Origin of the sequence: Sinorhizobium sp. BJ1, from assembly GCF_002531555.1 — a bacterium.
Lineage (GTDB): Bacteria > Pseudomonadota > Alphaproteobacteria > Rhizobiales > Rhizobiaceae > Sinorhizobium > Sinorhizobium fredii_B.
In genome coordinates, this window is the sequence record NZ_NWTH01000043.1 from 16,437 (window position 1) to 39,855 (window position 23,419).

Below are 23,419 nucleotides of genomic sequence, written 5' to 3' on the forward strand. Positions count from 1 at the left end.
CCGGACATTTTTTCGTCATATAGGCTCGGGCATCGCCATTGCAAAGGTCAAAACCGTAACGTCTCCAGCACCCGCCCGCTTCAACGCGCGGGTCGCGGCCGAGACCGTTGCGCCCGTCGTATAGACGTCGTCGACGAGCACGATGCGTTTCCCCTCGAGGCCGGGCCTGGCGCTCTCGGCTACGGCAAAGGCGCCGCGGACATTCTCCTCGCGTGCCCGCGCGGCGAGCCCGACCTGCCGGCGGGTACGTCTGATACGGTGAAGCGTCTCCGGTCGATAGGGCTTGCCGGCGCGTTCGGAGATGCAGCGAGCGAGCTCCGCCGACTGGTTGAACTTCCGCCGCCAGAGCCGAAAAGCGTGGAGCGGCACCGGCACGATCATATCGGCCGCCGCAACTGTGCCATCGCTGGCCCGGATCATCCATTCGGCCATCATCGAGGCGAGATCGGTGCGGTCGCGATATTTCAGGCCGTGCACCAGATCGCGGGCGATCCCCTCGTGAAGGGAAACGGAACGCAACCGGTCGAACACCGGCGGATTGGCAATCGCTTGGGGAGAAACGGCGCCCGAGCCCGGATCGACGGCGAAAGGCGAACCGAGGACCTCGCAATAGGGTCGCTCTATCAGGCGTAGCCCCGCCCAACAGGAGGGGCAGACGGCACGCGCATCGCCGGTCAGCCGTCCGCAACCGCAGCAGACCGGCGGAAAGACGAGATTGACCGTCGCAGCTCCGATCTCCCTGATCAGCGATTTCCAGCGCTCCGCCCGATTTCTCCAACCGTCCCGTTCCATAAGGTTGACTTTATCCCCTTCAGGGTTTCTTTGCGTCCGTGATTTCGGAGAGAGTATCGTGGAAATCATCTTTGACCAGAGCCTCGTTGAGGCGCACCGCCGTCGCGCGCTGCAGGGTGGCGACGCCAAGGCGACCTTCCTTCTCGATATCGTGGCGCAGGAACTCGCCGAGCGCGTCAGCGTGGTGGAACGGCATTTCGACAAGGCGATGGAACTGCACGGCTATACTGGCGCCACGGCGGCGCGTCTCGCCGAGACGGGCAAGGTCGAGACCATCGAGCGGGTGGAAACGGACGAAGGCTTCGGATCGGCCGCTGCTCCGGTTACCGTCGCCCCGCTCGAGCGCATCCCGGCCGAAGCGCAGTCTCTCCATCTGCTGGTCTCGCCGCTCTCGTTGCATCTCACCAACGATACGCCTGGAGTCTTCATTCAGGCGCGTCGCGCCCTCAAGCCGGACGGGCTGTTCCTTGCCGCGATCCCGGGCAGCGGCACGCTCCAGGAGCTTCGCGAATCCCTGTTGGCGGCAGAGGCAGAACTGACCGGTGGAGCAAGCCCGAGAGTGGTTCCGTTTGCCGATGTCCGCGACATGGGCGCGCTTCTTCAGCGTGCGGGATTCGCCCTGCCGGTCGCCGACGCCGAGACCTACACGGTTCGCTACGATTCGCTCTTCGGGCTTCTTAGGGATCTGAGGGCGATGGGCATGACCAACCCGCTCGCGGCACGAAGCCGCAGGCCGATGCCGCGACGCTTCTTCCTGAGGGCGGCCGAAATCTATGCGGAACGCTTCTCCGATCCGGATGGCCGGATCCGCGCGACCTTCTCGATCATCTATGTCTCAGGCTGGGCGCCGCACGAAAGCCAGCAAAAGCCACTGAAGCCGGGATCGGCGAAGCAGAGGCTGTCGGAAGCGCTTGGGGTAAGCGAGCACGCGCTGAAGGGTGCGGGAAAGCGGTCGTGATCCGCCTGTGACCTATTAGGCGGCTTCGATCGTGTTCGAGATATGGGTCAGGACTTCCTCGAGGCCGGCCCCGAAACTCTCCAGACCGAGGAGAAGGCCGACGGATATCAGCGCTGCGATGAGGCCGTACTCCACGGCCGTGGCGCCGTCTTGGTTCCGGACGAGGCGTCTCAGCTTTTCCATGCGGCCTCCAAGGCACCGTTGCATCTATGCGCCTCGATGACGGCCGGGCTCGACCGCCCTATTGGTCAACCGCAGCAGCGAGGCGACGTACTGCCGGTCAGCACCCGCTCTTGCTGCCGTTTGCATCGATGATGCAGACGGCGCCGGGCATTTCCTGAAGCACGCTGCGGCGGACGGTGTACCGCTTCGCGGTGCCGCCAGAGGGAATCGAGCCTGTGGAAATATTGTCGTAGTCGATCGGCGTATTTGCGAGCATCCGCTTGTCGCTCTTGGATGAAAGCATCGGCGTCAGGATCAGCGTCAGCGCGATCACTGCCGTTCCGAACAGCAGCGACAGATTGAGCACGCCCGTCCGGCGGGACTGGCTCGCCACCAGATCCTTGTCCTGAACTGTCCTCCAGAAATCCTCGTCCACCATTCCAGCCTCACAAACATCTCAGAGAGCGGGGCGAAGCACCCTTCCCAAGCTTCGACCTCACCACAGCTGCTCGAAACCGGCGCCGCCCGATAGACCGGAGCGCCGAAACTGATAGGCTCGATTGTGGATGAGGGTGATAAACTTTTGATTAATAAATCTTAGAATTTAGGGGAATTGAGACGCGCACAGGCGGATTATCCCCCGATCGCCACCAAATTTCATAAATCCGGAGGCTGCGGAAACCGGCTTGCGCCATCCTTCTAAAGCAAGTCCATCAGGAACGGGATCAGCGGCTCGTCCGCGGGCGGCATCGGATAATCGCGCAGTGCCTTGGGGCGTACCCATTTGATCAACTGGCCCTCGCGCCCCTCGGCAAATCCCTCGTAGCGCCGGCAGACGTATAGCGGCATCAAGAGGTGGAAATCGTCGTAGCTGTGGCTCGCGAAGGTCAGGGGCGCGAGGCAGGCGACCTTTGTGCGGATTCCAAGTTCCTCTTCGAGTTCGCGGATCAGCGTCTCCTCCGGCGTTTCGCCGGCCTCGACCTTGCCGCCGGGGAACTCCCAGAGACCGGCAAGCGGCTTTCCCTCGGGCCGTTGCGCCAGCAGAATGCGCCCGTCCGAGTCGACCAGCGCGCAGGCTGCAACGAGCACGATCCTCTTCTTTTGCATTTCCATGCTCTACACCCTCGGTGCGCGATATAGGTAACGATAGACCTCTGCGAAGCCGGCCTTGCGGTAAAGCGCGACGGCCGCCGCGTTGGCGGCTTCCACCTGCAGCCAGGCCTTTCTCGCGCCGCGCAGGCGCGCCCAGCGCAGCGACGCGTCGAGCAGCGCCCGGCCGACGCCCCGGCGCCTGACCGACTCGGCGACCGAGAACTGCATGATGCCGGCAAGGTCGTTGTCGTGAACGACGAGCGACACGGCCGTCGGCCCGATGTCGCGATCCTCGAAGAGAAACAGCCCGCATTCGGGTTTGATCGCGGTGATGATTTCGGTCAGTGCCGGCTTGATCGCCGGATCGTCATTGCCGATCTGGATCCGGGCATCGACGAAACGACCGAGGTCCTTGATCGGCAGGTGGTCCATGCCCTCGCCGGGTTCGCTCTGCGTCAGATCGAGTTCCATGAGCAGGCTGTGGCTGAAGGAAGTCCAGCCTTCGCCATCCATGTAGGCGATGAGTTGCGGTGGCGTGAGCGGCGTCTGCCGGACGGTGAGCGGGCGGCCGTGTTCGGAAAAGCGCCGCGCCGCTTTCGCGAGCCGGATGCCAATGTCGCGGTAATCGGACGGATCGAGCGGATTGATCGAATTCAGGCGCTTGGAGGAATGCCCGGCGGTCAGCCGGATCAACCAGCTGCCGTCGTAAAGGACCGTGGACGCAGGCCAGGCGCGGAAACCCACCGCTTCGAGCCGCCGGACACTCGGAAGATCAACCATGCTTGCTCCAACCGCCCCGCCGACCGGCGGCCGTCTGTCGTTCGATGTCATATTCCCTACAGCGCCGCGCGTCTTGTCAGACGCGCAAAGGTCGCTGTAGCGCTTTGAATTGCCGCATGATTTATCCTTAAATCGGCTAGGATTTAAGGAAAGATGCGGTAGCCTCGATGCCGCAAGCGACCCGCGTCAGCTTCTGTAGTCGCCGTTGATCTCAACATATTCCTTGGTGAGGTCGCAGGTATAGACCGTGGCGCGGCCAGGGCCGAGGCCGATATCGACGCGGATCGGAATGTCCTCGCCTTTCATCACGGCGGTCGCCGCCGCTTCCGAATAGGCCGGATCGCGCTCGCCCTCGACGGCGACGCGCACGTCGCCGAACCAGATCGCCAGCCTGTCGCGCTCGGCCATCTCGCCGGACTTGCCGACGGCCATGACCACCCGGCCCCAGTTCGCGTCCTCGCCGGCAACAGCCGTCTTGACGAGCGGCGAATTGGCGATCGAAAGGGCGATGCGCTTGGCGGCAGCGGCGTTCTCGGCGCCCTCGACGGTCACTTCCACCATCTTGCGCGCGCCTTCGCCGTCGCGCACCACCTGCAGTGCCAGGTCGCGCAGCAAGTCGTTGAGCGCCGGGCGGAAGGATTGAAGCCGCGGATCGCCCGCATCCTCGACCCTCGCCTGACCGTCCATTGCCGCGGCGCCGGTCGCAAATAGCATCAGCGTGTCGGAGGTGGACGTATCGCTGTCAACCGTCACGGAATTGAAGCTCGGGCTGACGCCGGCCGAAAGCAGCGCCTGAAGCGCAGCCGGCGCAATATCGGCGTCGGTCACCACGAAGGAAAGCATGGTCGCCATGTCCGGCGCGATCATGCCCGCACCCTTGGCGATGCCATTGATCGTCACCTTGACGCCGCCGATCTCGGCGCTGCGTGTCGCAACCTTCGGATAGGTGTCGGTGGTCATGATCGCCTTGGCCGCCTCGAACCAGAAGTCCTCTGTGCCCGACACCGCAAGGCCGTCGAGCACGCCGGCGAACTTGGTGGCATCGAGCGGCTCGCCGATCACCCCCGTCGACGCCAGGAAGATCTCGTCTTCGCTGCAGCCGACCGCCCTGGCCGCGGATTGCGCGGTGAGCTCGGTCGCTTCCCTTCCCTTCTTGCCGGTGAAGGCATTGGCATTGCCCGAATTGACGACGACGGCGCGCGCACGGCCGCCGGGAAGGTTCTTGCGGCAGAAGTCGACAGGGGCCGACGGGCATTTCGAGCGGGTGAAGACACCGGCGACCGCCGCAGGCTGGTCGAACACCATCATCAGCACGTCCGTGCGGTTCTTGTACTTGATCCCGGCGGCGGCGGTCGCCATGCGTACACCGCGAAGGGCCGGAATTTCGGTAAAGGTTTTCGGAGCAAGCGGAGAAACGGAACCGGACATGGCGAACCCTGTTTGAAAGTCGTGGATCACGATGTGATCGATCTAGTGATTTAGAGCGGCATGCGGGCGGAAAACCGCTCACACCTTTCCGCATCCCGCTCTAGGTGGTGCGAGAAATGCCCGAACGGCATTCAGCCGCCGGGCATCCCGATCTTTCATCTACAGTGAGCGGGGACGGCGACGCAGGCCTCCACTCCGCTCCGGCGCGGCGAACTTATTGGACTTCGCGCGCCTTACCGGCCTCGTCATAGGCCTTCTTCAGTTCCGGATCGGAAATCTCCACGCCGGTCGCCTTTTTTGCGGTATCCAGCAGCGCAAGGTACTTGTCGCGCATGACGAGCTGGCGAACCTGGGGCTCGACCTGTTCAAGCGCCGGCGGCGCCTGCGGGCGCTTGTCTTCGACCAGGATCACATGGAAGCCGAACTGGGACTTGACCGGCGTCTTGGTATAGGCGCCTTTCTCGAGCGCGAAAGCAGCCGTCTCGAATTCCGGGACCATCCGGCCCTTGGTGAAGTAGCCGAGGTCGCCGCCATCTTCCTTGTTCGGGTCGGTGGACTTGGCCTTGGCGAGTTCGACGAAGCTCTTGCCCGCGTCCAATTCCTTGATGATCGCCTTGGCCTCGTCCTCGGTCTTGACGAGGATGTGGCGCGCCTTCACCTCTTCCTGAGCCGGAATGGCTGCGATTTCCTTATCGTAGCGCGCCTTCACCTCTTCCTTCGTCACCGCATCGACGACGTGCTTCTTGAAGAAGGCGTTGTGAAGTTCACGCTCGGTCAGGAAGGCGACGCGCTGCTTGAACGTCGCGTCGTTCTGCAGACCTTCCTTCTCGGCATCCTTGACGAGCAGCTTGACGTCGATGACGGCGGAAAGGGCCGCGGCGCGCTTCTGCTCCTCCGGCATCCGTTGGAGCTGCGGATCGAGGCTGGTGATCGCGAGGTCCAGCTCCGACTGGCGAATTTCCTGGTCGCCGACCTTCGCGATGACCGGATCGGTCCCTTCGGCGCGGGCAACGCCTGCCGCCATCATCGCGATCAGTGCCGCTGCCGCCAGGGTCTTGTATCTAGACATGATTCTAACCTTTCACCATTGGCCGCCAGCGCGATTGGCTCCGGCCCTTCGAGAGGGCTGCACAACACCACAATATGGCGGTTCTGTAGCCGTCCGGCCGCGCAAGTGCGTTGACATAATCCGACCCCCCTCTTATCTGTCACGCAACCTCGCGTCCAGAACAGTTTCCGGGCGTTTCACGGCGTCAGACGGTTTTTCGAACCGGAACCTGAAACCCCCAGGGCGATAAATAAGGAAAGGACCATTCGGATGGTCAGTCTCGGCGGCCTTGCCCGCAAGTTGTTTGGTTCTGCCAACGATCGCCGCGTCCGCGGCTACCAGGGTCGGGTGGATGCGATCAACGCTCTCGAAGCCGAAATGAAAGCGCTGAGCGACGAAGCGCTTGCTGCAAAGACGGCGGAATTTCGCCGCCAGCTCGGCGAAGGCAAGACCCTCGACGACATCCTCGTGCCGGCCTTCGCGGTCGTGCGCGAGGCGGCGCGCCGCGTCCTCGGTCTGCGCCCCTTCGACGTCCAGCTCATCGGCGGGATGATCCTGCACGAGCGCGCCATCGCCGAGATGAAGACCGGCGAAGGCAAGACGCTCGTCGCGACGCTGCCCGTCTACCTGAACGCCGTGGCCGGCAAGGGCGTGCATGTGGTCACCGTCAACGACTACCTCGCCCAGCGTGACGCCGGCATGATGGGCCGCATCTACGGCTTCCTCGGTTTGACGACCGGCGTCATCATCCACGGGCTGACCGACGAACAGCGCCGCGACGCCTATGCCTGCGACGTCACCTACGCGACCAACAACGAACTCGGCTTCGACTATCTGCGCGACAACATGAAATACGAGCGCGCCCAGATGGTGCAGCGCGGTCACTTCTTCGCGATCGTCGACGAAGTCGACTCGATCCTGGTCGACGAAGCGCGCACGCCGTTGATCATCTCCGGCCCGCTCGACGACCGCTCCGATCTCTACAACACTATCAACGACTTCATTCCGCTGCTGTCGCCGGAAGACTACGAGATCGACGAAAAGCAGCGCTCGGCCAATTTCTCGGAGGACGGCACCGAGAAGCTCGAGAACCTGCTGCGGCAGGCCGGGCTCCTGAAGGGAGAATCGCTCTACGACATCGAGAACGTCGCGATCGTCCACCACGTCAACAACGCGCTGAAAGCCCACAAGCTCTTCCAGCGCGACAAGGACTACATCGTACGCAACGACGAGATCGTCATCATCGACGAGTTCACCGGCCGCATGATGCCGGGGCGCCGCTACTCCGAGGGACAGCATCAGGCACTCGAGGCCAAGGAAAAGGTGCAGATCCAGCCCGAGAACCAGACGCTCGCCTCGATCACCTTCCAGAACTATTTCCGGATGTACGAGAAGCTGGCCGGGATGACCGGTACGGCAGCGACGGAAGCCGAGGAATTCGGCAATATCTACGGCCTCGAAGTGATCGAAGTCCCGACCAACCTGCCGATCATGCGCCTCGATGAGGACGACGAGGTCTACCGGACCGCGGGCGAGAAATACAAGGCGATCATCGACGAGATCAAGGCGGCTAACGAGCGCGGCCAGCCGATGCTTGTCGGCACCACCTCGATCGAGAAATCCGAGCTGCTCGCCGACATGCTGAAGAAGAGCGGCTTCTCGAAGTTCCAGGTGCTGAACGCCCGCTATCACGAGCAGGAAGCCTTTATCGTCGCCCAGGCCGGCGTGCCGGGCGCCGTCACGATCGCCACCAACATGGCCGGCCGCGGCACCGACATCCAGCTCGGCGGCAACCCGGACATGCGCATCCAGCAGGAGCTGGCCGACGTCGAGCCGGGCCCGGAACGCGAAGCGCGTGAAAAGGCGATCCGCGAAGAAGTGCAGAAGCTCAAGGAGAAGGCGCTCGCCGCCGGCGGCCTCTACGTCCTTGCCACCGAACGGCACGAAAGCCGCCGCATCGACAACCAGCTGCGTGGCCGGTCCGGCCGTCAGGGTGACCCGGGCCGCTCGAAGTTCTACCTGTCGATACAGGACGACCTGATGCGCATCTTCGGCTCCGACCGCATGGACGGCATGCTGCAGAAGCTTGGCCTCAAGGAGGGCGAAGCGATCGTCCATCCCTGGATCAACAAGGCGCTCGAACGCGCCCAGAAGAAGGTCGAGGCCCGCAACTTCGATATCCGCAAGAACCTGCTGAAATATGACGACGTGCTCAACGACCAGCGCAAGGTCATCTTCGAGCAACGCATCGAACTAATGGATGCGGAGAATGTCACCGACACGGTCACCGACATGCGCAACGAAGTAATCGAGGACATCGTCGGCAAGCGCATTCCCGAGCGGGCCTATGCCGAGCAATGGGATGTCGAGGGCCTCAAGGCCGACGTCCAGCAATATCTCAACCTCGATCTCCCGATCACCGAATGGGCCGCCGAGGAAGGCATCGCCGAGGACGACATTCTCGAGCGCGTCACGGCCGCCGCCGACAAGGCTGCCGCCGAGCGCGCGGAACGCTTCGGACCGGAGATCATGCAATATGTCGAACGCTCGGTGGTCCTGCAGACGCTCGACCACCTCTGGCGCGAGCATATCGTCAACCTCGACCATCTCCGTTCCGTCATCGGCTTCCGCGGCTACGCCCAGCGCGATCCGCTGCAGGAATACAAGTCGGAGGCCTTCGAGCTCTTCCAGGCTCTGCTCGTCAATCTCCGCCAGGCGGTCTCGGCCCAGTTGATGCGCGTCGAACTGGTGCGCGAGTCGCCGCAGGAGCCGCAGCCGCTGCCGCCGATGCAGGGCCACCACATCGACCCGATTACCGGCGAGGACGATTTCGCGCAGGCGCCGCTTCTCGCCGCCGCGCCGGCAAGTCGCAATCCGGCCGAGCCCTCCACCTGGGGCAAAGTGGCGCGCAACGAGCCGTGCCCCTGCGGTTCGGGCAAGAAATACAAGCATTGCCACGGAATCTACGAAGCTTGAGGAATTGCCGCCCCCGGGCGGCATTTTCGCATCCAGCGATCTACAACGTCGTGCGCCGTTTCGGCGGCACGAAGGTCGCTGCGGGCGGCATGTCTTTCCTCGAATCGGCTCCGACCTGAGAGAGCAGACCGCAGGCTGCTGAACCGTTTGTTAACGCTGTTCTGGCAGAAGTGATGCCCTGTATTGCGTAATCTCAGGGTGTCTTCGTGTTGATGGCGGTATGTCAAACGGCCGGACGAATGCTGCCGTCGGCGCTGAGGCACCGCCTGTCACCTTCGCTGCAGCGGCTTCTGCCCACGCTCACCGGCTCCGATTCCCGCAGCCGCGCGCAGCGAATGGCCCTGATCGCCTTTGCGATCCGCATTCTCAGCGCGGCAATAGCCTTTATTTCGCAGATCTTCCTGGCGCGTCTGCTGGGGGAGTTCGAATACGGCATCTTCATCTTCGTCTGGGTGATGGCTGTCCTTTTCGGCAATCTCTGCTGCCTCGGACTGCACGCGGCTGTCATCCGCTTCCTGCCGGAATACAGCACCGCCTCCGCGCTTGCGGAAATTCGCGGCCTGACGACGACGGCGCGCATTTTTGCGCTCCTTTCCGCAAGCGCCTTTGCCGCCTTCGGAGCGGCTGGTCTGTGGCTCTTCGGCGCGGCGATCGAAGGCTATTACATCGTCCCGCTCTTTCTCGGCCTCTTCACCCTGCCGATGATTGCCCTCGGCGACGTGATGGATGGCACGGCCCGGGCCCATAGTTGGCCGATTGCGGCAATGAGCCCGACCTATATCATCCGGCCCTTGCTGATCCTCGCCTTCATGCTCCTGGCGACAATCGCCGGCCTGCCGCACGACGCGACGACGGCGATGGCCGCAGCGCTGGCGGCGACCTATGCGACGACGCTCGGGCAGTTCGCCGCGATGGTCTGGCGGCTCGACCGGCACTACGTTCGAGGGCCGATGAAAATCGAACTTGGCCGCTGGCTGCGGGTCTCCATTCCGATATTCCTCGTCGACGGTTTCGGCTTCCTGCTGACCAATTCGGACGTCGTGATCGTCGGCCTGTATGTGAAGCCCGACGAGGTGGCGATCTATTTTGCCGCGGCCAAGACGATGGCGCTTGTCCATTTCGTCATGTTCGCGGTCAGGGCGGCTGCCGGCCCGCGCTTTGCGGCGGCCATGGCCGCGCGCGACCGGCACCAATTGGCGGAGATCGCCATCGAGAGCGCCCGCTGGTCGTTCTGGCCGTCGCTGGCGATCGGCTGCGCAGTCGTGCTGTCGGGCCCGCTGCTGCTGTCGCTGTTCGGTCCGGCCTTCCCGGCCGGCGCACCCTTGATGGCGATCCTGCTCGCCGGCATCCTCGCCAAGGCCTTTGTCGGCCCTGCCGAGACCCTGCTGACGATGGCCGGGCGGCAAAAGCTCTGCGTCATCCTCTATGCGGCCGCGCTCGGCACCAATGTCGCACTGAACGTCACGCTCATTCCGCTTTTCGGCCTGACCGGAGCGGCCTCAGCGACCGCCGGCGCGATGTTCGCGGAAGCCGCAATCCTGCATGTCGCGGTGAGACACACCTTTGGCTTCACGCTCCTGGCGTTTGCCGGCACAAGGAGCGGTCATGACAAGAACGAGGCGATCAAGCCATGAGCGGTAACATCCAGTTCCCGGGAGATGCGAACGGAAGGGCGGACCGCCTGCTCGGCGGCCTGGCGCAGGCGGGCCTTGACCCGGCGCAGGCCGAACGGACCTCGATGGTGGGACGGCCCGGGCGGCATCTCGCCATCTATCCGGCCCGGTCCGGCTACGAACTGCAGCGCGAGCTCGATTTTCTGTCCAACCGGGCGATCGAGCCGAACGTCTTCTTCACCGGCCGCTTCCTGGCACCGGCCATGCCGCGGCTGGAGGACCGGGTCATCCGCCTCGCCGTCATCCGCGACCATAACGAACGCAGCACCCGGCTGCGCTTTCTCATGCCCTTTTCGATCGAGAAGCCGGGATTCTCGATCGGCGCGCCGATCATTCGCGGCTGGTCCAATCCCTTCGGCCCGCTCGGCGTGCCGCTCCTCGATGGGGAGGATGCCGCCGAGACGATCAGCAACCTCTATACGGCGCTTGCCGCCCCCTCATCGGGCCTGCCGCAGGTGCTGGTGCTCCCGGATGTGCGGCTCAAGGGCAAGTTCGCGCAGCTCGCCCGCGCCGTCGCGATCGGCGAGAACCTGCCGCTGACGGTCACCGACACCTTCGAGCGGCCGATGCTCGAAAGCCTGCTCGACGGGCCGACCTATCTGCGCCAGGCGATCAGCCGCGGGCATTTCAAGGAACTGAGACGCCAGTGGAACAATCTCGGGAAACACGGTGAGCTCGCCTATAGCGTCGCACGTCGGCCGGAGGAAATCCGCTGGCGTCTCGAAGAGTTTCTGGCCCTCGAGGCGTCCGGCTGGAAGGGTCGCGAGCGCACCGCCATGATCATGGACCGCTTCCGCGCCGCCTTCGCGAGAGAAGCGATCACCAATCTCGCCGAGGCCGACAGCGTCCGTATCCATACGCTCGATCTCGATGGCAAGGCGATCGCCGCTATGGTCGTCCTCATGATGGCCGGCGAGGCCTATACGTGGAAGACTGCCTACAACGAGAATTATGCGAGATATTCGCCGGGCAAGCTGCTGCTGGCCGAAATCACCGAATGGCACCTCGACGACGCCAATATCGCCCGCTCGGATTCCTGCGCCGTGCCCGACCATCCGATGATCGCCCGCTTCTGGCAGGAGCGCGAGGAGATGGGCACGTTGGTGATCGGCCTGCAGCAGAATCGCGACCGCGACGTGCGCCAGGTCGCCGCCCAGCTCCACCTCTACCGCAATACCCGCAACATGGCGCGGCTGCTGCGCGAGAAGATCCGCGCGCTGGCGGGCCGCTAGGTCGCAGACCGCTTGGAACTAGGCCGATGAGGCCACCCCCTATGGCCTGCCGGTCATCTCCCCACAAGGGGGGACAGAGTCGCGGCAGGCCGCTTACTTCAATGGAAAGGCTACTCAAGCGGAACGCTCCAAAAGGGTGCGGAGCGAGCGGCATGTATTCTCCCCCTTGTGGGGGAGATGGCCGCGGGCCAGAGGGGGGTAGTCGTCTTTCCGCTTTCAGCGTACCTCTTCAAAAACCGCGGTGATCTCCGCTGCGGCCCTCTCCCGCAGGAGCCGCCGGATCACCTTGCCCGAGGTGGTGAGCGGCAGGCTGTCGACGAATTCGATCTCGCGCGGATATTCGTGCATCGACAGCCTGTTCTTGACCCAACCGCGGATCGCAGCCGCAGTCTCGTCATCGGCCGCCACGCCCTGCTTCAGCACCACATAGGCCTTGACGATCTCGGTGCGGATCGGATCCGGCTTGCCGATCGCCGCGGCCATCTGGACGTCCGGGTGCCCCGCCAAGCAATCCTCGATCTCGCCTGGGCCGATGCGATAGCCGGACGAAGTGATGACGTCGTCGTCGCGGCCGAAGAAGGTGAAATAGCCCTCCGCATCCATGACGCCCTGGTCGCCGGTCGTCATCCAGTCGCCGATGAACTTCGCCTCGGTAGCCTTGTCATTTCGCCAATAGCCGAGGAACATCACCGGATCGGGGCGCCTGACGGCGACCTGCCCTGTCGTGCCCGGCGGCAGCACCCGACCCTCGCCGTCGATGATCGCCACCTCGTGGCCAGGTGCGGCCTTGCCCATCGAGCCGGGTTTCAGGACGCCGAGGTCGGCTGCCGACGAGATGACGATGTTGCATTCCGTCTGACCGTAGAATTCGCTGACCTCGATGCCGAGCGCCTCTCTCGCCCATTCGAAGGTCTCTCGCCCGAGCGCTTCCCCCGCCGAGGCGATCGTCCTCAGATTGAGCTTGTAGCGGGCGCGCGGGCGATCGACGGACTTCAGCAGTCTGAGTGCCGTCGGCGGAATGAACGCGTTGCGCACGTCCATCTCTTCCATGATCCGGAACGCGATGTGCGGATCGAACTTCTGCGCCGGCGAGGAGACCATCGGCACGCCGAAGAACAGCGACGGCAAGAGCGCGTTGAGAAGACCGCCTGCCCAGGCCCAATCGGCCGGCGTCCACATCCGGTCGCCCGGCTGCGGCAGGAAGTGATGGTGGAACTGAAAGCCGGGCAGATGACCGAGCAGCACGCGATGGCCGTGCAAGGCGCCTTTCGGCGGCCCGGTCGTCCCGGACGTATAGATCATCAGAGCCGGATCGTCCGGCCCGGTATCGGCGGCAGCAAAACTGCCTTCGCCTGCTACCAGATCATCGAAAAGCACCGTGCCGGGCAGTTCCTCCTCTTCCGCAAGCACGACCAGCCGAAGCTTCGGCAGCGCGCCCCGGATCGCCGCAAGCCGCTCGTAGCCGAACCGGTTGGTGACGATCGCCCTCGCCCCCGCATCGCGCAGCCGGTACTCGAGCGCCTCGACCCCAAAGAGCAGCGCGAGCGGCAGGGCGACCGCGCCGAGCTTATAGATCGCCGCATGGGCGATCGCCGCCTCGAAACCCTGCGGCAGCAGGATGGCGACGCGATCGCCCGGCTTGATGCCGTGCGCGGCAAGCCCGCCGGCAAAGGCCGAGGAGCGGGCCGCAAAGGCACCATAGGTCAGCGACCGATGCGCGCCGTCGGGGCTGAAATGCTGAAGGCAGACACGCTCCGCATCCCGCGCCGCCCACGTATCGCTGACGGCGACGCCGATGTTGAACGCCTCCGGAATCCGCCAGCGAAATTCGCGATAGAGTTCCTCATAGCTCTCGATCTTCGGTAACATGGCCCTGCCGCGACAGAAATTTGCTGCAGCAGCTAACATCTCCGCCCCATGAAATTCAATGGGTGCGGGCTGGGCAATCCTGGATTCGACTGTGCAGGCGGTGTTGGTGCCCCATGCTGGTGTGAATAAATTCTATTTTTTCAATGACCTAGCATGGCTCTGAACACCAGACTTTCACGCGAAATCATTCGGCTTTTCCGAAAAGTGTCCAGCCCTGTTTTGAATCCGATTTGATTAAAATTCAATCAGCGCTTACATTAGAGGCATTCATACGCCTCGCGTCGTTGACCACGGATGTACTGGCAGCGGCGGGAGGCGATGACGGAAGGTCGGCTTCAGCCCGGCCTTTTTTGTTGCGCCGGCCGGATCTATGCACAGCCACAATTGAAGCGCACACTGTGATCATCAGCGGCTAGTTGCACGGGCGCCGCTGGCTGAGAGATCATCGCGCTTTCGCCCCAATCTATGGGAGTTGCGCAATGTATGCGATTAACGATTTCTACTCTCTTCCCCTCAGGCCTGAAGACGTCACCTTACTCCAAGGCATTCTCGACGAGGAGCTCGAAGCCAGGCACATCACAATCGACAGTGAAAAGGCCGATACCATCGCCCGAAGGCTCATCGAGTTGTTCCAGTCGGGAGTGAGAGACGAAGATGCCCTTCGGTATGTGATCAAGGCCAAATGAGCCGCACCAGATGAAGCTCTGGACGGGTGTTGGAGGGGGTTTCGATGATCTCCCGATACCTGACAGGAACGGCAGGAAAAGTCGCCTCCATCCCTAACCCCTTTGAGTGGCGCCCTGATCCTTGATTGCAACCGGCGCTGTGCGACCCTACGACCTCTCGGTTGTATTTGCGTGGGAGGCGGGCATGGTCGATGATGATAAGGGGACGCATCGAGATATAGAGTTCGCAAAGTCTGAACTCGCCTGGCAAGATGGGCGCCCTGTTGTTCATCTTCAGCCCGATCCTTGAGGCCGCCTGCTACTGGTGGGCTTATCAACGAGTTGGCTCAAACCTACGGCCGCGAACCGTTGCTGCCTTCGCTTGGTTTGATCCTCTGCAGCATCGCGTTCCTTGGTGGATTGGTCATGGTCATCGTGGGTCGTGACCAGCAACATGTTTTGCGGGAAGTAGACCCCGAGCACACAAAAGGGCTCTGGCAGTAGGCTGCGCGGAATGATGACCTTCGACGACGACCTCGAGACGGCGATTGCGGCCGCCTGCGAAGAGCTTGAGATGATGCGAGAGGAGCTAATCCGCCTCATCATTCGAGAGTGGCTTGAGCAGTACGGCTTTCTGGCCGTTCATGAGCTCGACGAGGGGAGCGAGACGGAAGGGAATGTATAGTATGAGTTACCGACGAAGAGAGAGCGGCAGAGATGAAGCGCCGCGACGATGCGATTAACGTGCGAGAGGAAAGAAGCGCCGCGTGGCGTCGTTCTTGGCTAAAGCTACCCAAGGCAGCCACGAAATGCATCCACTGCGGCAGCCCCATATGGTGGGATCCAACGGTCCCGGAAATACATATCTGCCGCTAACGGCATCACGCCGCAGAGCGGCGACGGATACCATTCATGGACCGAAGAGGAGGTTGCAGCTTTCGAGGAGCGACATCCGATCGGCACTAAGGCACGGCTCGCGCTCGCACTCATGCTTTACACCAGCCAGCGCCGCAGCGACGTCGTGCTATTCGGGAAGCAGCATGTCACGAACGGATGGCTGAAATTCACTCAGCAGAGGAACCGCAATCGCAAGCCGATCACTTTAGAGATCCCAATTCATCCGGAGTTGCAGAGCGTCATCGATGCCAGCCCCCGCGGCGATCTCACTTTCTTGGTGACCGAGTTTAATCGGCCATTCACCGCCAACGGATTCGGGAACTGGTTTCGGAAGCGGTGCAACGAGGCAGGCCTACCGCACTGCAGTTCGCATGGGCTGCGCAAGGCAGCAGCCAGCCGGCTCGCCGACCGCGGCGCGACCGAGCATCAGATCATGTCAATCACGGGACACACGACCTCGAAGGAGGTCACCAGATACACGAAGGCAGCAAACCAAAAGCGTCTCGCCAAGAGCGCTGTTGGGCTGATGAACAAGGATTTCGAAGACGAATAGGGCCGATCAAATACGGAACAAAAGTGTCCAGCTTTTTTAGAGGGGTAAAAGCTTTCTGGACATTTAGAGGCAAAAAATACAACAAAAACAGAGCCGAATTTATGTATTGGTGCCCCATGCCGGGGTCGAACCAGCACTCCTTTTGGGAACTCGATTTTGAGTCGAGCGCGTCTACCAATTCCGCCAATGGGGCAAGGCTGGGCGATGTCAGCGGTTTGCGATTTACACGATCGTTTTCGCGTCGGTCAACCGCCAATTTGAGATTTCCGCGACCCCGATCACAAAAGCGTGCAGCCCGACGTTTGTGCCGGCGATTTACAGCGGGATCGTTCCTACATTAGAAGACGGCATCGCTTGGACGGGCTGCGCCGGCAGCGTCCATCCGCCTGCTGTGAGGTATTGATGATCGAGGCTTCCGTCGCGCAACGCCAGCAACTGATTTTCGCCGGACTCGTCACGCTCGGCATGGCGGCAACCATCGGCGGTGCGCTCGGTTTCGAGCATATCGGCGGCTACATCCCCTGTGCGCTCTGCCTGCTGCAGCGCGATCCCTACTATTACGCCATCCCGCTCGGCCTACTCGCCATTCTCACCAGCGTCCTGAAGCTGCCGGCCTGGACGACCCGCGCGCTGCTCGGGATCGTCGGCATCCTGATGCTTGTTGGCGCCGGGATCGGCGTCTATCACGCCGGTGCCGAATGGCATTTCTGGGAAGGCCCGTCGACCTGCGCGACGACCGCCCAGGGAATTTCCTCCAATGTCGGCGATCTGCTCGGCGATCTCGACGCCAAGCACGCCCCCTCCTGCACGGACGCCGCCTTGCGCATCCTTGGCCTGTCCTTCGCCGGCTGGAATGTGATCGCCAGCCTGATCTTGGCGGCGATCGCGCTTCGCGGCGCCGCCAGGGCGTAAGCTCGCGCCCACGCACACCAACGCGCAGTGTCCGACCACAGGGGACAGGAAGAAATCGCTTCGAACTCTCCTGGATAGGAGGCTGCCGCCTTATGGCTGCAGCTCGACATCCCAGTAGAGATAGTCCATCCAGCTATCGTGCAGATGGTTCGGCGGGAAAAGCCGCCCATTGTTGTGCAGATCCTGCACCGTCGGCTGATACGGCCTCTGATGCGGGAACATGTGCGCCTGCTTCGGCAGCTTGCTGCCCTTGCGCAGGTTGCAGGGCGAACAGGCCGCCACGACGTTTTCCCAGGTCGTCTGGCCGCCGTGGGCGCGGGGGACCACATGGTCGAAGGTCAGATCGTCGGGGGAGCCGCAATACTGGCATTCGAACCTGTCGCGCAGGAAGACGTTGAACCGGGTGAAGGCGGGAAAGCGCGAAGGCTGGACATAGCTCTTCAGGCAGACGACGCTTGGCAGCCGCATCGAGAAGCTTGGCGAGGAGACGGAATGTTCGTACTCGGCAAGGATTATCACACGGTCGAGAAAGACCGCCTTGATCGCGTCCTGCCAGGACCAGAGCGACAAGGGATAGTAACTCAGCGGCCGATAGTCGGCGTTCAGCACAAGCGCCGGCAGGGCCTGAGGTGAGACTGCAATCGTCAAGCGTATTCTCCTGAGCGATTCGGCATCTGCATCTTCTATATTAGGCGCGTTGCGACAGGATTGTGAAGCCAGAAAGAAAAACCCAACAAAGGATTCGCTTTTTCCTTCAAGACGTCACGGGCAGCGCATCACGCCGCATCTCACGCGCATAATAGGCCCAGAAAAGCCTTGCTGCCACGCTCCGCCAGGGGGACCAAGTGGTGGCGAGCGAATCGACCTCGCTCGCGCTCGGACGCAGCTCGAAACCGAGCGCATGGCCGATCGCGTTCTGCAACGCCACATCGCCGGCCGGGAAGACGTCCGGATGGCCGGCGCAGAAGAGCAGATAGACCTCCGCCGTCCAGCGTCCGACGCCCTTGATCGCCGTCAGCTCGTGAATCGCGGCGGCCGCCTCGATGTCGCAGATGCCGTCGAGATCGATCTCGCCGGCCACGGTCGCTGCCGCCACGCGCCGCAAAGTATCGGCCTTGGCGCGGGAAAGACCGAACTGCCGGCAATCGTCGTCCTCAAGGGAAAGCACGGCCGCAGCGCTGATCTCGCCGAGCGATCCTTCCATGCGCTTCCAGATCGCCGCCGCGCTCGCCTTGGAGACCATTTGCGAAACGATAATATTGGCCAGGCCGCGATAACCCGGATCGGTGCGCCGGAGCGGCACCGGCCCGGCCTTGTCGATGACGTGCTCGAGGCGCGCGTCGAGCATCACCAGGCCGACCAGCCCAGCCTCGACATCATCGATCGTCCGAATGATCCGCATGCGCCCTCCTACTGCATGTTCCATGAATCGCGGCCGACTCGCGGAAAAAACATGCAGCAATTCAAAGTGCTACAGCATCCTTTGTGCGTCTGAAAAGACGAACGGCGCTGTAGAAAGCGGATGACCTTTATACCGGTTCCGTGGCAAAGGAGCACGATGCCCGTTCCACCGCCAGCACAACCGGTTTTCCGCTTCGCCCCGAGCCCGAACGGCCTGCTGCATCTCGGCCACGCCCTGTCGGCTATCATCAATCACGACATGGCGAGCGCAATGGGCGGACGTTTCCTTCTGCGGATCGAGGATATCGACCGGGCGCGCTGCCGTCCGGAATTCGAAGCGGCGATCTTCGAGGACCTCGCCTGGCTGGGGCTGAGCTGGGAACGGCCGGTGCGGCGCCAATCCGATCATCTCGAACTCTATGCGGCAGCGCTCGAGCGCTTGCGAGACATGGGCCTCGTCTACCCTTCCTTCATGAGCCGCGGCGAGATCAAGGCGGCGGTGGCCGCTGCAGAGGCGAGCGGGCAGGCATGGCCGCGCGACCCGGACGGAACGCCGCTCTATCCGGGCCGCGAGCGTGACCTGTCGGCGAGCGAGCAGGAGGCGCTCATCGCCAGCGGCCGTCCCCACGCCTGGCGCCTCGACGTGGCGAAGGCCGCGGGCCGCCTTGCCGAGGCGATCAAATGGCGCGAAACGGGGGCTGGTCCTGCCGGCGAAGCAGGCCTGATCGCCGCGGATCCGGCTGCTTGGGGCGACGTCGTCCTGTCGCGCACGGACGCGCTCTCGAGCTATCATCTTTCGGTGGTGGTCGACGATGCCCTGCAAGGCATCACGCATGTCGTGCGCGGCCGTGACCTCTACCACGCGACGTCCATCCACCGCTTGCTGCAACGGCTTCTGGACCTGCCCGAGCCGGTCTACCATCATCACCGTCTCATCCTCGGTGCAGACGGCACGAAGCTGTCGAAGAGCAACGGGGACACCGGCATTGCCGCGTTCCGCGCCGCCGGGCGCTCGGCGTCGGACCTGCGCGCCACGGTCCTCAACGCGACATAGAATCTTCCTAAAGGGAAGGCGGTCCATCGCCCCGCGCCTGGAAGCTGCGTGCGACCATGCGCTTTACCCTGAATTTCAGGATCGCGGCATTGATCTCGGCACCGATGATGAAGATCGCGCCGATCATGTAGAGGAAGACCAGCACGACGACAACCGAGGCGAGACCGGCATAGGTCGCCACGTAGTTGGAGAAGGTCGCCAGATAGGATGCGAAGGCATAGGCACCGATCGACCACAGGAGCAGCGTCAGCAGGATGCCGGGCAGGACGTCGATGACCTTGCGGTGTCCGTCAGGCAGCCACAGATGCGACACCAGAAGTCCGCCGGTCAGCATCACGAGTGCCAGTGCCAGTCCCCAATTGTCGACGGTTGCAAGCACGGCGTCGAGCCAGGGAATCCATTGGTCGGCATTGCGGACGGCGAGCGGAACGGCAACCAGCAGAATGCTGACAACGGCGAGAATAAGAACGCCGGCAAGCACAAAACCGAGGCTGGCGAGCCGGGTAATGTACCAGGGGCGACTTTCGGCCACGCGATAGGCCCTGTTGAGCGCGATCCTCAGCGCCTCGACGCCGTTCGATGCGAAATAGGCGGCCGCGACGACGGAAAGGGTCAGCACCCCGCTGCGCTGAATGGTCAGCACCTCGACGATCTCGTCGGCGACGGGCTTTGCGATCGACTCGGGCCAGGCGTCGAAGATCAGGTGGACGGCCGTCACGGCGAATTGATCGGCCCCTAGGAAGCTGCCGAGCGCCGTGCCGAAGATCAGGAAGGGAAAAACCGCCATCAGGGAAGACAAGGCCACGTGGCTCGCCATCGCCCAGCCGTCGTCTTCGCTGAAATGCCAGAGCGCATCGAACACGACCTTCCAGATGATGCGAAGCGATGCTGGCATTCCGTCTCCTGTGGTGCCCGCGCATTCCGCATGATCGGCTGTGCGCGATGCCCGCGGCGGCGCGCCGCCACCTCCAAAGGCAGTGGGCGCAATTCAATTGTATCCCAACCGTGAATATGGGAAACGACATGTGTATTTCTACAGGAATCGACCGGATGTCTGAACGTCCCACCATCATTGTCACCGGCTGCTCGTCGGGCATCGGCGCCTATTGCGCACGGGCACTGAAGCGGGACGGCTGGCGTGTCTTCGCGACCGTCCGCCGGGTGGAAGACAAGGCGGACCTGGAACAGGAAGGCATCGAAACCTTCATCATGGACTATACCCGGCCGGAGACGATCGCCGCGCTGGTGGAAGCCGTGATGGCGCGCAGTGGAGGGCGGATCGACGCGCTCTTCAACAATGGCGCCTATGGCCAGGCCGGGGCGGTCGAGGACCTGCCGACGGAGGCGCTGCGGCTGCAGCTCGAAACCAACGTGATCGGTTGGCACGACCTGACCCGCCGCGTCATACCGGCGATGCGGGCCCGTGGCCGAGGCCGCATCGTGCAGTGCTCGTCGATTCTCGGCCTCCTCCCCTACCGTTGGCGCGGCGCCTACAACGCTTCGAAATCCGCTCTCGAGGCACTGTCGCTGACATTGCGGATGGAGCTTGCCGGCAGCGGCATCGGCGTCAGCCTGATCGAGCCGGGGCCGATCACGTCGAAGTTCACCACCAACGCCATCGCCTATGTCGAGCGCTTCATCGATCTCAAGAATTCCGTCCACCGCGCGGAGTACGAGAAGCAGATGAAACGTCTGCGCGGCGAGAGCAAGCCGGCGCCTGGCAAGCTCGGACCGGAGGCCGTCTATCACGTGTTGAAACACGCTTTGACGGCACGCCGTCCCAGGCCGCATTATGTTGTCACAAGGCCCGCCAAACAGGGTGTGCTGCTCAAGAAACTCCTGCCGGCGGCACTGTTCTATCGTATCATCGGCCGGCTCGGCTGATCGAACTCGGTGCATGTCGCCCTAAAGTGGGCAGCGGTATTGGGACAACGATATGCACATCAAACACAAGGAGTGACGCCATGCCCAGTTTTCTTACCGCCGTGACCTTGTTCGTCATGGGCCTGGTTGCGATCGTGCTCATCCGCGGCCTGTTGAACATGGCCCGGCGCGGCAGCGGCAACACGTCCAACAAGCTGATGCAGACGCGCATCGCGCTGCAGGCGCTGGCACTCGTGCTGATCATGCTGACGCTGTGGGTCACCGGCGGCGGCCGGCCGAGCTGAACGCTACGATGGTCAAGCTAAATAAGATCTACACCAGAACCGGCGATAACGGCACGACCGGTCTCGTCACCGGCCCGCGCCGCTCGAAGAGCGACCTCCGCGTCGATGCCTATGGGAGCGTCGACGAGGCAAACGCCTTCATTGGCCTGGCCCGCCAGCATACCGGCGACAGCTCCGATCTCGATCAGATGCTGATGCGGATCCAGAACGACCTTTTCGATCTTGGTGCGGATCTCGCGACACCCGAGACCGGCGAGAAGCAGGACTACGAGCCGCTGAGGATCGTCGCCGCCCAGGTGGCCCGCCTCGAAGCCGAGATCGACCGGCTGAACGCGGATCTCGAGCCCCTGCGCTCCTTCGTGCTGCCCGCCGGCAGCGCCGCTTCCGCGGCGCTGCACGCGGCCCGCACCGTCGCCCGTCGCGCCGAAAGGCAGATGGTGGCGCTTGCTGAAACTGACGGCGAGATCGTCAGCCGCGAGGCGGTCGCCTATATCAATCGGCTCTCCGACTTCCTGTTCGTCGCCGCCCGATGGGCGAACGACATGGGGCAAGCCGACGTCCTTTGGGTTCCGGGCAGGAACAGATAAGCTCGCGCAAAATCACGCTTCGGGGATCGCATGTTCATACCGCTGCACGACAGGAACGCCCTGAAGCATATCGACATGCAATATGTGACGGTCGCCCTAATCGCCGTCAATTTCGCCGTCTGGCTCGTCACCGGCCCGATCGCCACCGAAGAATTCGCCAATGCCACCGTCCTCGGTTTCGGCTACATCCCGGCGATCGTGTTCGACTACGCCATTCTCGATCCGTCCCTTGTGGTCGTGCCGGACGAATTCACTTTCGTCACCTATTCCTTCCTGCATGGCGACCTCTCGCATCTGGCGATGAACATGCTGTTTCTCTGGGTCTTTGGCGACAATGTCGAGGATGCGCTGGGGCACTTCCGCTTCCTTCTGTTCTATCTGCTGTGCGCCGCCGCCGGCGCGCTGGCGCATGGGCTGATCGATCCCGCCTCGGAAGCGCCGCTGATCGGCGCCTCCGGCGCCGTCTCCGGCGTCGTCGCAGCCTATTTCCTGCTGCATCCCAAGGTTCGGGTGTGGGTGCTCGTGCTCTTCCGCATTCCCTTGCCGCTGCCCGCCGCCATCCCGCTTGCCTTCTGGATCGGCCAGCAGTTCTACATGTTCGCTGTCGATCCAGGCGGCAGCGTCTCCTGGAGCGCCCATGTCGGCGGCATCATTGCCGGTCTCGCCCTCGTCGTCATTTTGCGACGCCGTGGCGTGCCGCTTTTCGACCGCACGATCGTCAGCCCACGCGCCGTGGAGCACCAGTCGGGACCGCCCGAGGGCACGGATACGCCGCTGCCGGGCAAGCAAAAGCCGCCTACCCCTTGGGGCCGCCCGACCTGAGGAGCCGAGCGGATCACCTCGACCTGCCGGCTTATGCGCTGCAATTTCAACGGATTACTCGGCTCTCCTGGGTAGAGGAACGTTTCTGCTGAGCGTCCCGATTGACGGCTTGCCAGACCTTTTCCTACGTGTACGTAAACGTTAATGAAAGTCTTCGGCTTATATCGATTTAGCGTCGTGGTTGGCGATTGTAATTGGAGAAAAAACGCGTATCGATGTCGCCAACCGACAATCAGGCCGCTCTGTTAAGGCGCATTTTCCTGCGAACGCTGCTGGAGGGAAGAAATCCATGAAAATCCTAGTAACGGTGAAACGGGTCGTCGACTTCAACGTCAAGATCCGGGTGAAGG

General features: G+C 62.9%; 24 protein-coding genes and 1 tRNA gene. 13 read left to right on the forward strand and 12 right to left on the reverse strand.

The features are described 5' to 3' along the window. Nucleotides 1-15: 15 nt before the first annotated feature. On the reverse strand, nt 16-792 hold the full coding sequence (locus CO676_RS30560) for a ComF family protein (RefSeq protein WP_179875704.1): 777 nt from the start codon (nt 790-792) through the stop codon (nt 16-18). Between the two features lie 58 nt (nt 793-850). Here CO676_RS30560 and CO676_RS30565 point away from each other — a divergent pair, with 58 nt between their 5' ends. Further along, on the forward strand, nt 851-1,750 hold the full coding sequence (locus CO676_RS30565; RefSeq protein WP_097523846.1) for a methyltransferase domain-containing protein: 900 nt from the start codon (nt 851-853) through the stop codon (nt 1,748-1,750). Nucleotides 1,751-1,765: 15 nt separating this feature from the next. On the opposite strand, the gene CO676_RS30570 is transcribed toward CO676_RS30565, so the two are convergent. The 6 genes from CO676_RS30570 to CO676_RS30595 form a co-directional block, all read right to left on the reverse strand. After that, on the reverse strand, nt 1,766-1,933 hold the full coding sequence (locus tag CO676_RS30570; protein ID WP_014765677.1) for a Flp family type IVb pilin: 168 nt from the start codon (nt 1,931-1,933) through the stop codon (nt 1,766-1,768). A gap of 97 nt (nt 1,934-2,030) precedes the next feature. Further along, nucleotides 2,031-2,351, reverse strand: a complete 321-nt coding sequence (locus CO676_RS30575) for a hypothetical protein (RefSeq protein ID WP_014329520.1) — start codon at nt 2,349-2,351, stop codon at nt 2,031-2,033. 260 nt (nt 2,352-2,611) lie between these two features. Continuing rightward, nucleotides 2,612-3,019, reverse strand: coding sequence for a (deoxy)nucleoside triphosphate pyrophosphohydrolase (locus tag CO676_RS30580; protein ID WP_014765678.1), 408 nt, complete (start codon nt 3,017-3,019; stop codon nt 2,612-2,614). Nucleotides 3,020-3,028: 9 nt separating this feature from the next. Beyond that, on the reverse strand, nt 3,029-3,835 hold the full coding sequence (locus tag CO676_RS30585; RefSeq protein ID WP_179875705.1) for a GNAT family N-acetyltransferase: 807 nt from the start codon (nt 3,833-3,835) through the stop codon (nt 3,029-3,031). A gap of 135 nt (nt 3,836-3,970) precedes the next feature. Continuing rightward, complete coding sequence (gene argJ, locus CO676_RS30590; protein WP_097523848.1) at nt 3,971-5,212, reverse strand: bifunctional glutamate N-acetyltransferase/amino-acid acetyltransferase ArgJ; 1,242 nt, start codon at nt 5,210-5,212, stop codon at nt 3,971-3,973. Between the two features lie 214 nt (nt 5,213-5,426). Further along, a complete protein-coding gene (locus CO676_RS30595) occupies nt 5,427-6,281 on the reverse strand; it encodes a peptidylprolyl isomerase (protein WP_014765681.1) in 855 nt (284 codons plus the stop codon). 249 nt (nt 6,282-6,530) lie between these two features. Between CO676_RS30595 and secA the strand changes: the two genes are divergently transcribed. The 3 genes from secA (at nt 6,531) to CO676_RS30610 (ending at nt 12,141) form a co-directional block, all read left to right on the forward strand. Continuing rightward, nucleotides 6,531-9,236 carry a preprotein translocase subunit SecA gene (gene secA / locus CO676_RS30600; RefSeq protein ID WP_097523849.1) on the forward strand — a complete coding sequence of 902 codons (2,706 nt, stop codon included), beginning with the start codon at nt 6,531-6,533 and terminating at the stop codon, nt 9,234-9,236. 239 nt (nt 9,237-9,475) lie between these two features. Next, on the forward strand, nt 9,476-10,870 hold the full coding sequence (locus CO676_RS30605; protein ID WP_179875707.1) for a lipopolysaccharide biosynthesis protein: 1,395 nt from the start codon (nt 9,476-9,478) through the stop codon (nt 10,868-10,870). Then, a complete protein-coding gene (locus tag CO676_RS30610; RefSeq protein ID WP_014765685.1) occupies nt 10,867-12,141 on the forward strand; it encodes a GNAT family N-acetyltransferase in 1,275 nt (424 codons plus the stop codon). Before CO676_RS30605 ends, CO676_RS30610 begins: the two co-directional genes overlap by 4 nt. Nucleotides 12,142-12,357: 216 nt before the next feature. On the opposite strand, the gene CO676_RS30615 is transcribed toward CO676_RS30610, so the two are convergent. Beyond that, the gene (locus CO676_RS30615) at nt 12,358-14,010 is read right to left on the reverse strand and encodes an AMP-binding protein (protein WP_097523851.1); all 1,653 of its coding nucleotides are present in this window, start codon (nt 14,008-14,010) and stop codon (nt 12,358-12,360) included. Between the two features lie 479 nt (nt 14,011-14,489). Here CO676_RS30615 and CO676_RS30620 point away from each other — a divergent pair, with 479 nt between their 5' ends. From CO676_RS30620 to CO676_RS36445, 3 genes are all read left to right on the forward strand, one after another. Further along, nucleotides 14,490-14,696 (forward strand): hypothetical protein, encoded by a 207-nt coding sequence (locus CO676_RS30620; protein ID WP_014765687.1) that lies wholly within the window; start codon nt 14,490-14,492, stop codon nt 14,694-14,696. 493 nt (nt 14,697-15,189) lie between these two features. Beyond that, entirely contained in the window at nt 15,190-15,360 is a 171-nt protein-coding gene (locus CO676_RS30625; protein WP_097523852.1) for a hypothetical protein, read from the forward strand. 195 nt (nt 15,361-15,555) lie between these two features. Beyond that, nucleotides 15,556-16,125 (forward strand): tyrosine-type recombinase/integrase, encoded by a 570-nt coding sequence (locus tag CO676_RS36445; RefSeq protein WP_348628082.1) that lies wholly within the window; start codon nt 15,556-15,558, stop codon nt 16,123-16,125. A 107-nt stretch (nt 16,126-16,232) separates the two neighbouring features. On the opposite strand, the gene CO676_RS30635 is transcribed toward CO676_RS36445, so the two are convergent. After that, nucleotides 16,233-16,318, reverse strand: a tRNA-Leu gene (locus tag CO676_RS30635). 209 nt (nt 16,319-16,527) lie between these two features. On the opposite strand from CO676_RS30635, the gene CO676_RS30640 reads away from it, so the two are divergent. After that, nucleotides 16,528-17,037 carry a disulfide bond formation protein B gene (locus CO676_RS30640; protein WP_041414634.1) on the forward strand — a complete coding sequence of 170 codons (510 nt, stop codon included), beginning with the start codon at nt 16,528-16,530 and terminating at the stop codon, nt 17,035-17,037. A gap of 90 nt (nt 17,038-17,127) precedes the next feature. Here the strand turns inward: CO676_RS30640 and CO676_RS30645 are convergent, their stop codons facing one another. Next, the gene (locus CO676_RS30645) at nt 17,128-17,685 is read right to left on the reverse strand and encodes an HNH endonuclease (RefSeq protein ID WP_014765689.1); all 558 of its coding nucleotides are present in this window, start codon (nt 17,683-17,685) and stop codon (nt 17,128-17,130) included. Nucleotides 17,686-17,791: 106 nt separating this feature from the next. Further along, complete coding sequence (locus CO676_RS30650; RefSeq protein WP_097523854.1) at nt 17,792-18,439, reverse strand: DNA-3-methyladenine glycosylase; 648 nt, start codon at nt 18,437-18,439, stop codon at nt 17,792-17,794. A gap of 156 nt (nt 18,440-18,595) precedes the next feature. Here CO676_RS30650 and gluQRS point away from each other — a divergent pair, with 156 nt between their 5' ends. Continuing rightward, a complete protein-coding gene (gluQRS, locus tag CO676_RS30655; RefSeq protein WP_179875706.1) occupies nt 18,596-19,492 on the forward strand; it encodes a tRNA glutamyl-Q(34) synthetase GluQRS in 897 nt (298 codons plus the stop codon). A 7-nt stretch (nt 19,493-19,499) separates the two neighbouring features. Here the strand turns inward: gluQRS and CO676_RS30660 are convergent, their stop codons facing one another. Then, a complete protein-coding gene (locus tag CO676_RS30660) occupies nt 19,500-20,387 on the reverse strand; it encodes a YihY/virulence factor BrkB family protein (RefSeq protein WP_014765692.1) in 888 nt (295 codons plus the stop codon). Nucleotides 20,388-20,542: 155 nt separating this feature from the next. Between CO676_RS30660 and CO676_RS30665 the strand changes: the two genes are divergently transcribed. From CO676_RS30665 to CO676_RS30680, 4 genes are all read left to right on the forward strand, one after another. Beyond that, nucleotides 20,543-21,376, forward strand: a complete 834-nt coding sequence (locus CO676_RS30665; RefSeq protein WP_041414636.1) for an SDR family oxidoreductase — start codon at nt 20,543-20,545, stop codon at nt 21,374-21,376. A gap of 80 nt (nt 21,377-21,456) precedes the next feature. Then, nucleotides 21,457-21,660 (forward strand): twin transmembrane helix small protein, encoded by a 204-nt coding sequence (locus tag CO676_RS30670; protein WP_014765694.1) that lies wholly within the window; start codon nt 21,457-21,459, stop codon nt 21,658-21,660. 8 nt (nt 21,661-21,668) lie between these two features. After that, a complete protein-coding gene (locus CO676_RS30675; RefSeq protein WP_014765695.1) occupies nt 21,669-22,247 on the forward strand; it encodes a cob(I)yrinic acid a,c-diamide adenosyltransferase in 579 nt (192 codons plus the stop codon). 30 nt (nt 22,248-22,277) lie between these two features. Then, nucleotides 22,278-23,069 (forward strand): rhomboid family intramembrane serine protease, encoded by a 792-nt coding sequence (locus CO676_RS30680; RefSeq protein ID WP_014765696.1) that lies wholly within the window; start codon nt 22,278-22,280, stop codon nt 23,067-23,069. The last annotated feature ends 350 nt before the right edge of the window (nt 23,070-23,419 follow it).